13 protein-coding genes and 1 pseudogene are annotated in these 12,052 nt (G+C 69.3%); 5 read left to right on the top strand and 9 right to left on the bottom strand.

The window, feature by feature from the left end:
• Nucleotides 1–2 precede the first annotated feature (2 nt).
• Nucleotides 3–263, bottom strand: coding sequence for a mycoredoxin (locus tag SA2016_RS10935; protein WP_066497999.1), 261 nt, complete (start codon nt 261–263; stop codon nt 3–5).
• Between the two features lie 77 nt (nt 264–340).
• Nucleotides 341–1,069 carry an SOS response-associated peptidase gene (locus SA2016_RS10930; RefSeq protein ID WP_066497997.1) on the bottom strand — a complete coding sequence of 243 codons (729 nt, stop codon included), beginning with the start codon at nt 1,067–1,069 and terminating at the stop codon, nt 341–343.
• Nucleotides 1,070–1,234: 165 nt separating this feature from the next.
• Here SA2016_RS10930 and thrS point away from each other — a divergent pair, with 165 nt between their 5' ends.
• The 4 genes from thrS to pdxS all read left to right on the top strand — a co-directional run bounded on the left by thrS (nt 1,235) and on the right by pdxS (nt 5,440).
• Entirely contained in the window at nt 1,235–3,247 is a 2,013-nt protein-coding gene (thrS, locus tag SA2016_RS10925; protein ID WP_371326661.1) for a threonine--tRNA ligase, read from the top strand.
• 73 nt (nt 3,248–3,320) lie between these two features.
• Entirely contained in the window at nt 3,321–3,872 is a 552-nt protein-coding gene (locus tag SA2016_RS10920; RefSeq protein WP_066502347.1) for an HIT family protein, read from the top strand.
• A complete protein-coding gene (pgsA, locus tag SA2016_RS10915; protein ID WP_066497994.1) occupies nt 3,862–4,473 on the top strand; it encodes a phosphatidylinositol phosphate synthase in 612 nt (203 codons plus the stop codon). Before SA2016_RS10920 ends, pgsA begins: the two co-directional genes overlap by 11 nt.
• A gap of 58 nt (nt 4,474–4,531) precedes the next feature.
• Nucleotides 4,532–5,440, top strand: coding sequence for a pyridoxal 5'-phosphate synthase lyase subunit PdxS (gene pdxS / locus SA2016_RS10910; protein ID WP_066497992.1), 909 nt, complete (start codon nt 4,532–4,534; stop codon nt 5,438–5,440).
• 60 nt (nt 5,441–5,500) lie between these two features.
• On the opposite strand, the gene SA2016_RS10905 is transcribed toward pdxS, so the two are convergent.
• The gene (locus SA2016_RS10905) at nt 5,501–6,061 is read right to left on the bottom strand and encodes an SDR family oxidoreductase (RefSeq protein WP_229710779.1); all 561 of its coding nucleotides are present in this window, start codon (nt 6,059–6,061) and stop codon (nt 5,501–5,503) included.
• On the opposite strand from SA2016_RS10905, the gene SA2016_RS10900 reads away from it, so the two are divergent.
• Complete coding sequence (locus SA2016_RS10900) at nt 5,972–6,730, top strand: MmyB family transcriptional regulator (protein ID WP_169803069.1); 759 nt, start codon at nt 5,972–5,974, stop codon at nt 6,728–6,730. The two genes, SA2016_RS10905 and SA2016_RS10900, sit on opposite strands and share 90 nt — an antisense overlap.
• 132 nt (nt 6,731–6,862) lie before the next feature.
• On the opposite strand, the gene SA2016_RS10895 is transcribed toward SA2016_RS10900, so the two are convergent.
• The 6 genes and pseudogenes from SA2016_RS10895 to SA2016_RS22230 all read right to left on the bottom strand — a co-directional run.
• On the bottom strand, nt 6,863–7,249 hold the full coding sequence (locus SA2016_RS10895) for a hypothetical protein (RefSeq protein WP_066497987.1): 387 nt from the start codon (nt 7,247–7,249) through the stop codon (nt 6,863–6,865).
• Between the two features lie 408 nt (nt 7,250–7,657).
• On the bottom strand, nt 7,658–8,704 hold the full coding sequence (locus SA2016_RS10890) for an Ldh family oxidoreductase (RefSeq protein WP_066497985.1): 1,047 nt from the start codon (nt 8,702–8,704) through the stop codon (nt 7,658–7,660).
• The gene (locus tag SA2016_RS21990) at nt 8,701–9,084 is read right to left on the bottom strand and encodes an NAD(P)-dependent oxidoreductase (protein WP_066497984.1); all 384 of its coding nucleotides are present in this window, start codon (nt 9,082–9,084) and stop codon (nt 8,701–8,703) included. Before SA2016_RS21990 ends, SA2016_RS10890 begins: the two co-directional genes overlap by 4 nt.
• Nucleotides 8,994–9,674, bottom strand: coding sequence for an NAD(P)-dependent oxidoreductase (locus tag SA2016_RS10880; protein ID WP_066497983.1), 681 nt, complete (start codon nt 9,672–9,674; stop codon nt 8,994–8,996). Before SA2016_RS10880 ends, SA2016_RS21990 begins: the two co-directional genes overlap by 91 nt.
• Complete coding sequence (locus SA2016_RS10875; protein ID WP_218030634.1) at nt 9,671–10,543, bottom strand: NAD(P)-dependent oxidoreductase; 873 nt, start codon at nt 10,541–10,543, stop codon at nt 9,671–9,673. Before SA2016_RS10875 ends, SA2016_RS10880 begins: the two co-directional genes overlap by 4 nt.
• Nucleotides 10,544–10,712: 169 nt before the next feature.
• Nucleotides 10,713–12,026: pseudogene (locus tag SA2016_RS22230) on the bottom strand (MFS transporter); the annotation flags it as partial.
• Between the last annotated feature and the right edge of the window lie 26 nt (nt 12,027–12,052).

Here is a 12,052-nt window from a genome sequence, read left to right as displayed (position 1 = left end):
CGTCAGAGGCCGAGCTTGGCCTTCACCTGCGCCGCCGAGGGGTTGGTCGCAGCGCTGCCGTCCGGGAACATCACGGTCGGGACGGTCCGGTTGCCGCCGTTGAGCTGCTCGACGAGCTCGGCGGTGCCCTCGACCTCCTCGATGTTCACCTCGGTGTAGCCGATGCCCTGGGCGTCCAGCTGCTTCTTGAGCCGGTTGCAGTAGCCGCACCAGGTCGTCGAGAACATCGTGATCGTGCCGGCGGCCGGGGTGAAGGTGTCCATGGGTGTGCTCCTAGGGGTTGGGGGATCCGAGCATAGGGAACGCGGGGCGGACGCGGGATATTCCCCGTCCGGGGGCGTCATCCGGCCGCTTCGATGAGTTCCGGACCGTTGTTGCGGACGCTGTTGACCAGGCTCCCGACGATCCGGGGAACCAGGTGGGGCTCGGGCATCGAGTCGATGAGCGCCTTCACGTCCGCCTCGGCCGTGGTCTCCGGGTCGAGCCAGTCCGACCACATCTCGCGCGGGACGATGACCGGGGTGCGGTCGTGGATGTAGCCCAGCGCGTCGGTCGCCGGACCGGTCAGGATGGTGCACGTGCGCAGCCACCGCCCGGGATGGTCGGGCGGCAGGGTGGGGTCCGGCCAGTTCTCGAACAGGGCGGCGAAGGCGAGCAGCCCGTCGTCGTCCGCGTGGAGGTAGGTGGGGACCTTCTCGATGCTGCCCGGCTTCGCCGCGCTCTCCCTCTTCTCCCACTCGTAGTAGCCGTCCGCGGGGACGAGCGCGCGCTTGGCCGCGGCCGCCTTGCGGAAGGAGGGCTTCTCCGTGACCGTCTCGCGCCGCGCATTGATGAGCCGGGCGGCGCCCTTGGTGTCCTTTGCCCACGGGGGCACGAGACCCCACCGCGCGGTGACGAGCTTGCGGGAGAGCTCCCCGGTGTCCTTCTCGCGCCGGTCCAGCACGAGGGGCACCGGGTCCGTCGGGGCGATGTTGTAGGAGGGCTCGAGCTCGTCGATGTAGGTCTCGTCGACGTCGAACTCCGCCACCAGGTCGCCCACGGGACGGGCCATGACGTATCTGCCGCACATGGGCCCATTATCGCCAACGGCGCCGGGCGGCCACGAGGCCCCGTCGCCGCCCGGGACGGAGGGCGCGATCCGATAGGCTTGACGCTGGCTGGCTGTGGTCCCCGTATGCCACAAGCTATGAAGCCGGAACATGACGAGGAGAGACCCGTGCCAGAGGCCCAGCAGATGACGATCACCGTTGACGGCGAACCGCGAACCGTGACGGCGGGCACCACGGGGACCGAGCTGTTCGACGGGCACCGCGAGATCGTCGTGATGCGCGTCGACGGCGTCCTCAAGGACCTCGACCAGTCCGTCCCCGACGGCGCCGTGGTCGAGGGCGTCGACATCGCCAGCGAGGACGGGCTCAACGTCCTGCGGCACTCGACGGCGCACGTGATGGCCCAGGCCGTGCAGCAGCTCCGCCCGGGCGCCAAGCTCGGCATCGGCCCGTACATCAAGGACGGCTTCTACTTCGACTTCGACGTCGCCGAGCCCTTCACCCCCGAGGACCTGCGCACCCTCGAGAAGATGATGCTCAAGATCGTCAACCAGAACCAGGTCTTCCGCCGCCGCGTCGTCACCGAGGTCGAGGCCGGCGCCGCCATGGCCGACGAGCCCTACAAGCTCGTCCTCCTCGGGGTCAAGGACCAGGACTCGAAGGCGCACGACGCCGCGGCCAAGGAGGGCGCGAACGTCGAGGTCGGCGCGGGCGAGATCACGATCTACGACAACATCGACCGCAAGAGCGGCGAGGTCATCTGGTGCGACCTGTGCCGTGGTCCGCACCTGCCCAACACCAAGCTCATCTCCAACGCCTTCGCGCTGACCCGCTCCGCGGCTGCCTACTGGCTCGGGAGCGAGAAGAACGTCCAGCTCCAGCGCATCTACGGCACGGCGTGGCCCACCAAGGAGGCCCTCAAGGCCTACCAGGACCGCATCGCGGAGGCCGAGCGGCGCGACCACCGCAAGCTCGGCGCCGAGCTGGACCTGTTCTCCTTCCCCGACGAGCTCGGCTCCGGCCTGCCCGTGTTCCACCCGAAGGGCGGGATCATCAAGCGGGAGATGGAGGACTACGTCCGCCGCCGGCACATCGAGGAGGGCTTCCAGTACGTCGGGACCCCCCACATCTCCAAGGACGGCCTGTTCCACACCTCGGGCCACCTGCCGTACTACGCGGACACCATGTTCCCGCCGCTGCACGTCGACGAGGAGCGCGACGAGGACGGCAACATCACCAAGCCGGGCCAGGACTACCGCCTCAAGGCCATGAACTGCCCCATGCACAACCTCATCTACCGCTCGCGCGGCCGGTCCTACCGCGAGCTGCCGATGCGGCTGTTCGAGTTCGGGCACGTCTACCGGTACGAGAAGTCGGGCGTGGTCCACGGCCTCACCCGCGTCCGCGGCTTCGCCCAGGACGACTCGCACTCCTATGTGACCAAGGAGCAGGCCCCGGGCGAGGTCAAGCACCTGCTGACCTTCATCCTCTCCCTCCTGCGCGACTTCGGCCTCGACGACTTCTACCTCGAGCTCTCCACCCGCGACCCGGAGTCGGACAAGTTCATCGGCACCGACGAGCAGTGGGAAGAGGCCACAGCCGTCCTCGAGCGCGTGGCCCTCGAGACCGGGCTCGAGCTCGTGCCGGATCCGGGCGGGGCCGCGTACTACGGCCCGAAGATCTCGGTCCAGGCCCGCGATGCGATCGGACGGACGTGGCAGATGTCCACCGTCCAGTACGACTTCAACCAGCCCGCGCGCTTCGGGCTCGAGTACCAGGCCGCCGACGGGACCCGCCAAGAGCCGGTCATGATCCACGCCGCGAAGTTCGGCTCGATCGAGCGCTTCCTGGGCGTGCTCACCGAGCACTACGCGGGCGCCTTCCCGGCGTGGCTCGCCCCCGTCCAGGTGGTCGCCATCCCGGTCGCGGAGGCGTTCAACGACTACCTGTACGACGTCGTGGACCGCCTGAAGAAGGAGGGGATCCGCGCGGAGGTGGACGCATCGAGCGACCGATTCCCGAAGAAGATCCGCACCGCGAGCAAGGAGAAGGTGCCGTTCGTGCTCATCGCGGGCGGCGACGACGCCGAGGCCGGGGCCGTCTCGTTCCGCTTCCGCGACGGCAGCCAGGACAACGGCGTGCCCGTCGACGAGGCCGTGCGGCGGATCGTCGAGGCCGTCCGCTCGAGGGCCCTCTGACGTGGCGGGGTCCGGGGGAGCCCAGGGCCAGCAGGCGGAGTCGGCCGTCGGCGAGGCCGCGTCCGACGCCGCCGTGACGGATCCGTTCGAACTGCCCGGGACGCCGGACGCGTTCGGGCGCCTGTGGACCCCGCACCGCATGGCCTACGTCAAGGGCGGGCAGAACCAGTACACGGACAAGGACTGCCCGTTCTGCGCGGCGCCGGGCCGCAGCGACGAGGAGTCCCTGATCGTGCACCGCGGGCGGACCTGCTACGCGATCCTCAACCTCTTCCCCTACAACCCGGGCCACCTCCTGGTCTGCCCGTACCGGCACGTGGCCGACTACACCGACATCACCGCGGAGGAGACGGCGGAGATGGCGCAGATCGCGCAGACGGCGATGCGCGTGATCCGGGAGGTGTCCCGCCCGCACGGCTTCAACCTGGGCATCAACCAGGGGGACGCGGGCGGGGCCGGGATCGCCGCCCACCTCCACCAGCACGTGGTCCCACGCTGGGGCGGGGACGCGAACTTCCTGCCGATCATCGCCCAGACCAAGCAGATCACCCAGACCCTCGACGAGACACGCCGGCTGCTCGCGGAGGCCTGGCCGGGCGAGGGGACGGCCGCGGGTGCTCAATAGGCACGCGCGCGACGCCTTCGGCCGCGTCTTCACCCCGCTCGCGCGGCTGCTGCTGCGCCTGCACGTCTCCCCGGACGCCGTCACGCTCGCCGGAACCCTCGGCGTCACCCTCGGCGCGGTCATCCTCTTCCCCCTGGGCCAGCTGTTCTGGGGCGTCGTGGTCATCACCGCCTTCGTCTTCTCCGACGTCATCGACGGCCTCATGGCACGACTGTCGCAGCGCGCGGGCACCTGGGGCGGGTTCCTCGACTCGACCCTGGACCGGGTCCAGGACGCGGCGGTCTTCGGCGGCCTCGCCTGCTGGTTCTTCGGCGGCGGCGAGAGCTTTGCGACCGGGGCCCTCGCTGTGGCCTGCCTTGCCCTGGGCAACATCGTCTCCTACGCCCGCGCCAAGGCCGAGTCGCTCGGCTATGCCGCGAACGTCGGCATCGCCGAGCGCGCCGAGCGGCTCGTCTCGACCCTCGTCGTGGCCGGCCTGACGGGCCTCGGCCTGCCCGTGCCGTTCCTGACATGGACCCTGGCGCTCCTCGCGGCGGCCAGCGCCGTCACAGTGGTCCAGCGGGTGCTCGCAGTGCACCGGCAGGCGGCGCGCCGGGGCTAGACTGAGGTGTCCCCACAGACGTTTTCCAAGCTTTCCGCGCGACAAGAAAGACGAGCACGTGTCTACTGAAGCAAACGCCTCGGCTCCCACGACCGGCAGCAACCGTGTCAAGCGTGGCATGGCCGAGATGCTCAAGGGCGGCGTCATCATGGACGTCGTCAACGTCGAGCAGGCGAAGATCGCCGAGGATGCCGGCGCCGTGGCCGTCATGGCGCTCGAGCGCGTCCCTGCTGACATCCGTGCCCAGGGCGGCGTGTCCCGCATGTCGGACCCGGACATGATCGGCTCGATCATCGAGGCCGTCTCCATCCCGGTCATGGCCAAGGCCCGCATCGGCCACTTCGTCGAGGCGCAGGTCCTGCAGTCCCTCGGCGTGGACTACATCGACGAGTCCGAGGTCCTGACCCCGGCCGACTACGAGAACCACATCGACAAGTGGAAGTTCACCGTCCCGTTCGTGTGCGGTGCGACCAACCTCGGCGAGGCCCTGCGCCGCATCAACGAGGGCGCGGCCATGATCCGCTCCAAGGGCGAAGCCGGCACCGGCGACGTCTCCAACGCGACCACGCACATGCGCAAGATCCGCGCCGAGATCAAGCGCCTCACCTCCCTTCCCGAGGACGAGCTCTACGTCGCGGCCAAGGAGCTGCAGGCCCCGTTCGAGCTCGTCAAGGAGATCGCCGAGACCGGCAAGCTCCCGGTCGTGCTGTTCACGGCCGGCGGCATCGCCACCCCGGCCGACGCGGCGATGATGATGCAGCTGGGTGCTGACGGCGTGTTCGTCGGCTCCGGCATCTTCAAGTCCGGCAACCCGGCCGAGCGCGCCGCCGCCGTCGTGAAGGCCACGACCTTCTTCGACGACCCGGACATGATCGCCAAGGTCTCCCGCGGCCTGGGCGAGGCCATGGTCGGCATCAACGTCGACGACATCCCGGCGCCCCACCGCCTCGCCGAGCGCGGCTGGTAAGCCTCAGCACGCGAGGTCACTTCGGGCCCACGCCGCCATGGTCTGGCGGCGTGGGCCCGTTCAGTTCACTCCGCCGTTCGCCCGGAGCGTCTGCCCGTTGATCCAGTGCCCATCTGGGCCGGCCAGGAAGGCGACCGCCTTCGCGATGTCCTCGGGGGTGCCGAGACGTTCCAGGGGCGCGGCCTTGGCGAAGAACTCGATCTGCTCGGGGCTCTTGCCGTCGAGGAACATCTCGGTGGCCGTCGGCCCGGGCGCGATGGCGTTCACGGTGACGTCGCGTCCGCGGAGCTCGTGGGCGAGGATGAAGGTCATCGCCTCGACGGCCGCCTTGCTGGCTGCGTAGCCGGTGTAGCCCGGCAGGACCCGGCCTATGACGGAGGACGAGAGGTTCACGATCGCGCCGCCGGGCCGGACGCGCCGGGCGGCCTGCTGGTTGACGATACAGGTCCCGAGCACGTTGATGCGCAGCATCCGGTCGAGGTCCTCGAGATTGAAATCGGCCAGTGGAGAGAGCCTCATGCGTGCGGCTGCGTGCACCACGACGTCGACGCCGCCGAAGGCCCGGTCCGCTGCCTCGAACAGTGCCGCGACCGCGAGCGGATCGGAGACGTCGGCCGCCACGGGGAGGGCATCGCCGGCGTCCTCCAGCTCGACGACGACGCGACGGCCTACCTCCTCAGCCTCGGTGAACCGCGGCCACGTCGCCGGAGGCGTGCGCCCCGCCGAGAATCGGTCCCTGCGGGCGTCGCCATGCTGGTGGCCACGCTTCCCCTGCCGGCCTTCGTCGAGGGCCGCTACTTCGACGTCCTCGCCGCCAACTCACTGGCCACCGCGCTCTCGCCCCGCCTGGCCGTCGGCCGCAACCGGCTCAGGGACGTCTTCCTCGACCCCGCGGAGAAGGACCTTTATCCGGACTGGGAGAGCGCGACCGAGCGACTGGTGGCCGGCTTCCGGCAGTCCGTCGGCACCGACACTCATGACCAGCGCTTCATCGGACTCGTCGGCGAACTCTCACTGGCCAGCCCTCACTTCCGGGCCCTGTGGGCGCGCCACGAGGTCCGCGAGCGCGAGGGCGCCGAGATGCGACTGGAGCATCCACAGCTCGGCGAACTGCGTCTCCACCGCGAGAAGCTCGCCGTCAGCGGCCCTTCGGGCCAGATGCTCGTCATCTACCACGCCAGCCCCGACGGCCCCGCCGCCGAAAAGCTCCAGCTCCTCGACTCCCTCACCAAGCCGTCGCTGCCGACGCCGCGGGGCCTGAAGGCGACGCCTCCAGATTCGCATGCCTGAGGACCGTACCGCCTTGCGGTACCCGCATAGGAGCTCATCGCCGCGAGAGCAGCTCCGCCATGACGATGTGCTTACCCCGTCCTTGGGGCGACAGGCCGCCATGTCAGCAGCACCGCTGGACGTGGGTCGAGCCTAGACGGCGGGCTCCAGACCGCCGAGGATGCCCAGCACGGTCTTGCAGGGCCACGGCTCGTGGCAGGCTGCGCAGGGCATTCCCAGCAGCTCCCCGGCTGGAGCGTGGATCTCCAGCATGAGCTCGCAGGCCGGGAGCGGGTCCCGCGTGTGCGACATGCCGCGCCGCCGCGCCTCGTACAGCATCTCGAGCATGGTCTCGTGAAGCGGCTGGGCCGGCTCAGGGCGCGGCAGGGCGATGACATTCCCCGTGAGCAGCGATGGGGAGACCGGGGGCGTCCTTGGGGCCGGCGGCGGGTCGGCCTTCGCCGCGGGCGGCCGCGCGGGGACGAGCCTGCTGACGCCGGTGATCTGCAGCGCGAGCTCGCGGCGACTTCTGAGGTCCAATGGTGCCCCCGACCGGGTGGTGATGGGGTGGCGGAGGTGCCACCGGGAGCAACGTTACCTAAAGTTGCATCACCATTGCTGCTTTTCCGTGGTGGTGGTGCGGGAGCGTCAGTGCACGTCCCGCAGCAGGCCAGCCCCGGCGGGCTGCCGGAGACGAGGGGCATGCCCGATGCCCAGATCGGTGAGGCGCTCGCTCTGCCAGGGAGCGGCTCACCGGCGGTCTCTCATCGATGATCTCTCCCGTCACGTGATCGATCATCTCGATGGTGTCGGTTATGGCCCTTCCTTTCGGCCAGGCCACGCCATTCACACCGTCAATCAGACAGTCCCCGCCGCTGCTTTGGCCGTTCCGGTATTTCTGGCCGGTAGCACCTTCAGTCGAGACGTCGTGAAGCGTCCTGAAGCGGCTCAGGGTGTGGCTGTGGGGCCGTCGGCTGTGGGGGCGGTGGCCCTTTGGCGTTCCCGGAGGCCTTCGAGTAGTTCGTCTTGGACGTCGACAACCAGATGGGGGCCTATTCGGCTGGGGGCGAGTCTGCGGGCTCCGGGGACACGTCCTCCTGCAGCGTCTGTGGCCGCGGCGAGGGCGGCGAAGCGTTGGAGGGCGGCCTCGGGGTCGCCTCCTGCGTCAGTCGTGGCCGGATCTATCAGGAGGAGCAGGTGGGATATCCCCTGTGGGCGGCCGAGACTGTTCTGGTCGAAGAAGTCCGGCATGTCCTTGGAGAGGCTGGGGCCGACGAGGCCTGCGGTGAGGGCTTCCACGAGGAAGGCGAGTGCGAAGCCCTTGGCGCCTCCCAAGGGGGAGAGCATCCCGAGGAGTGCTTCTTCGGGGTCGGTGGTCGGCCGCCCTGCGGCATCGAGTGCCCACCCTTCGGGCAGGGATTCTTTGCGGTTGGCGTAGGCGGCGATCTTGCCGCGGGCCACTGTGCTCAGGGCGAGGTCGACGATCGCCGGCTGTGGGGTAAGTGGGAATCCCGCGGCGATCGGAGAGGTGGAGAGCAGGCGCTGGTTCCCTCCCCACGGGGGGAGCACTGCCGGGCCGCAGGAGAATGCAAGGCAGACGAGGCCTGCTTCGGCTGCGTCGGCCGCGTAGACGCCGAGGGCGCCGCAATGGCCCGAGTTGCCGATGGCGATGGCGGCGATGCCGAACTGCTTCGCGCGCGGCGTCCCGAGCTCTACGGCGCGGCTCATCTGCCAGTGGCCCAGGCTGGTCGCCCCGTCCAGGACCAGGAGCGCGCCGAGGTCCGTGACCGTGGTCAGCTCGGCGTCGGGATCGTAGCCTCCGGCGAGGGTGCGGTCGAGGTAGAGGGGGAGCCTGAGCAGGCCGTGCGAGCTCAGCCCCCATGCTTCTGCGAGTCCGAGCGCCCGGGCGACTGCTGCTGCCTTGGGCCTGTCGTAGCCGACGGCGAGCAGCAGGTCTGTGGCGAGTCCGACGGCGTCTGCGTACCTGATCTTCATGCCACGGTCTCCCGGACGGGGACTACGTGGCGTCCCACTGCGCAGGTCGCCTGTCCGCCGTCGAGCACGGTGCTGATCTGGTCGCAGAGGATCTCACCGATCCGCTGCTGTGCCTGCACACTGATCCCGGCCACGTGGGGGGTCAGGATCACGTTCGGCAGCGTTTCGAGGGCCCCTGTGATGGGCGGCTCCTTCGCCCGCACGTCGAGTCCGGCTCCCCCCAGCCGGCCGGTGGTGAGGGCTTCGAGCAGCGCGGACTCGTCGACGACTTCGCCTCGCCCCACGCTGATCAGGAGGGCGCCGCGGGGGAGGAGGGCGAGCCGGTGAGCGTCCAGGAGCCGGTCGGTCGCCGGGGTGTGGGGCAGGTGGACGCTGAGCACGTCGGCCCGGGAGAGGACATCGTCGAGGGGGCGAGCTCGAGCCCGATCTCGAGGACCTCGGGGTGGTCGGGGCCGATGTAGGGGTCGTAGGCAACGACGTCCATCCCGAGTGACCGGGCCAGTCGTGCTGTCGCACGGGCGGTGGCTCCGGCTGAGAGCAGGCCCCAGGTGCGGCCCTTGAGCTCCTGGGTGGGGGTACGGTCCCAGCCTCCGGCTTTGGTGGAGGTGCTGGAGGGGATGAGGGACTTGGACAGTGCCAGGGCCATGGCGAGGGCGTGTTCTGCGACGCTGGATGCGTTCGCCCCGAGCGGGGCGACGACGACTACTCCTGCCCGGTCGGCGGCGTCCAGGTCGATGTTGTCCAGGCCCACCCCGGCCCGAGCCACGACCTTCAGGGACGGTGCGGCCTCCAGGAACGCCTGGTCGACCTGGGTGCGGTTCCGGACGATGACGGCTTCGGCGTGGGCGAGGAGTTCTCGGAGCCGCTCGGGAGAGCTCCACGCCTCCGCGTCGCGGCGGAGGCTCCGGGCTGCGGCGAGCTTGTCGTAGGCGGGGCCGGTGACGTCTTCGGTGACGACGACGGTGCTCATCGTTGCTCTTCGGCGTCGGGCTGGATGAGCTTGAGCATGGAGACCACGTCCTCGCGTCCGTAGCCGCGGGTCGAGGCGGAGATCAGCTGTGCGAGGGCGGCGGAGCCCACCGGGACGGGGATGCGCCAGGACAGGGCGGAGGCCACGGCGAGGCCGACGTCCTTGACGGCGAGGTCGACCCCGAACCGGGAGGTCCAGTCCTGCTCGAGCATCCATGGCAGCCGCAGGTCGGACTGGAAGGAGCGGGCCCCGGTGTCGGCCAGGGCCTCGGCGAAGGCATCCGGGGAGATTCCGGCCTTGAGCGCGACGGCGAGCCCCTCGGCGAGGATCGCGACGTTGGCCATGCCGATGAAGTTGGAGATGAGCTTGAAGGCGGTCGCGGCCTCGACGGTGCCGAAGTTGTAGGTCTTCTCGCCCATCCAGTCCAGCAGCGGTTCGATCGTGGCCACCGCGTCGGGGGCGCCTCCGACGAAGAGCGGGATCTGGCCGTTCTCGGCGTGGGCCGGCGTCTTCCCCAGGGGGCAGGCCACGAAGGGTCTCCGGAACTCGGTGCACAGGTCCAGGACAGTGCGGGCCGACTGTGGGTCGATCGTGGAGATGTCAACGATGACGGTGTCCTCGTCGGTCCTGGGCAGGATCTGGCGGATGGTGTCGAGGACCAGCGGGACGGTCGGCAGGCTGGTGAGGACGACGTCGGCGCCCGTCACCGCTGCCTCGAGCGAGTCGGAGCCGGTGGCGCCGGCCTCCACGCACTTCTCGACCGCTGCGGGGGACGGGTCGTAGACGGTGACGGCGAAGTCGGAGTTGGCCGCGATGCGGCGGGCGACGGCGCCGCCCATGTTTCCGGCGCCGATGCAGCTGATCTTCACAGCGTGGCCTCTTTCGTTGTTCCGGTGGTTTTCGTGTTTCCAGTGGCTGGGCGGGTCTTCTGCGGGGGCACCGTCTCGTAGTCCTCTGCGTCGACGTCGGCCCGGGTGGGTTCCCAGCGGATGCTGAGCAGGGCGATGAGGCCGATGAGGGGGCGAGGGCGACGACCAGGAAGACGCGGGTTCCCAGCTGGTGCACCAGGACGGGGAAGAACAGCAGCGAGATGGTCGAGCCCACCCGCAGGACGGCCTGTCCGAAGCCGGCGCCGGTACCGCGCAGGGATGTGGGGTAGCTCAGGGTGGCCATGGTCATTCCTTGGGCGCCGGGTCCGGCGGAGTGGAAGTAGACGAAGACGCCGAGGAGCAGGCCGATGATGATCCCTGCTCCGAAGGATGTGGGGCGTCCGAGCAGGCCGAGTGCTACCAGCACGCCGAAGCAGACGAGGAACCCGATGAAGGTCAGCATCCAGGAGCCGAATCTGCGGATGAGGATGACCCCGGCGAAGCCGCCGGTGACCCCGAAGAGGAAGTTGAACAGCAGAGGCATCGTGATCGTCGCCAGGAGGTTCATGGACATGAAGGTGCCGATGATGAACGGCAGGAAGAAGCCGACGGCGTAGTACTGCATCGACTGGCAGGCCCCGACGATGCCGACCAGGATGGTCCGCCGCCGGTACCGGGGGCTCCAGAGGGCCTTGATGCCAGCCAGGGGCGACTTGGCGAGCTTCGGCGGGTACTGCAGCTCTGATTCGGGGGCGAGCTGGACGTCGGCGCGGTAGGACTTTTTCAGGATCTCGACCGCCCCTGCCAGATCACCCTGGTTCGCTGCCCAGGAGGCGGATTCCTCCATGTAGCGCCGCCGGACCAGAAGAACGATCAGCGCTGGCACGGCGCCGAAGCCCACGGCGCAGCGCCACAGGAGCTCGCTCTGGACGGACTGCGGGATCAGGAAGTAGAGCGGCAGGAGGACGGCGAAGCTCGTGCCGGTCGCGACGTACCACATGGGCTGCCACAGCGTGACCCGGCCGCCCTTGCCCTTGCGGGCGGTGTATTCGGCGACGAAGGCCAGCGCCACGGGGAAGTCGAGCCCGATTCCCAGGCCCATGGCGAACCTGAAGACGATCAGGGACACCGCGTTCCAGGCCAGGGCGCAGCCTATGGCGGCGCCGACGAAGAAGAGCATGTCGGCCATGAACATCTTGTAGCGGCCGATCCGGTCTACCAGGTAGCCGCCGGAGACGGCTCCCAGAAGGGCGCCGATCATGATCGAGGATGCGACGATGCCTTCGGTCCAGGCGTCGATGTGGAAGGTCGCGGTGATGTCCTTGAGCCCGAAGGCCACCGAGGTGAAGTCGTAGGCGTCGATGAAGATGCCGCCGAGGGCGATGATGACGATCGCCACCTCGTTGCCTCCGCGCACAGCGCCCGAGTTGACCGCGTCGACGACGTCGCGCGCGCTCCTGATGATCAATGCTTGTCCTGCCATGACTCTCCGCTCCTTTGCGGGTGAGG

This window comes from Sinomonas atrocyanea, from assembly GCF_001577305.1.
Classification (GTDB): domain Bacteria; phylum Actinomycetota; class Actinomycetes; order Actinomycetales; family Micrococcaceae; genus Sinomonas; species Sinomonas atrocyanea.
The sequence above is the reverse complement of the archived record's forward strand: the minus strand, read 5'-3'. Positions and strand labels throughout refer to the sequence as shown.

Coding starts and splice junctions, on each gene's coding strand:
- SA2016_RS10935 (WP_066497999.1), bottom strand. CDS start 263: ATGGACACCTTCACCCCGGCCGCCGGCACGATCACGATGTTCTCGACG.
- SA2016_RS10930 (WP_066497997.1), bottom strand. CDS start 1,069: ATGTGCGGCAGATACGTCATGGCCCGTCCCGTGGGCGACCTGGTGGCG.
- thrS (WP_371326661.1), top strand. CDS start 1,235: ATGACGATCACCGTTGACGGCGAACCGCGAACCGTGACGGCGGGCACC.
- SA2016_RS10890 (WP_066497985.1), bottom strand. CDS start 8,704: ATGAAGATCAGGTACGCAGACGCCGTCGGACTCGCCACAGACCTGCTG.
- SA2016_RS10880 (WP_066497983.1), bottom strand. CDS start 9,674: ATGAGCACCGTCGTCGTCACCGAAGACGTCACCGGCCCCGCCTACGAC.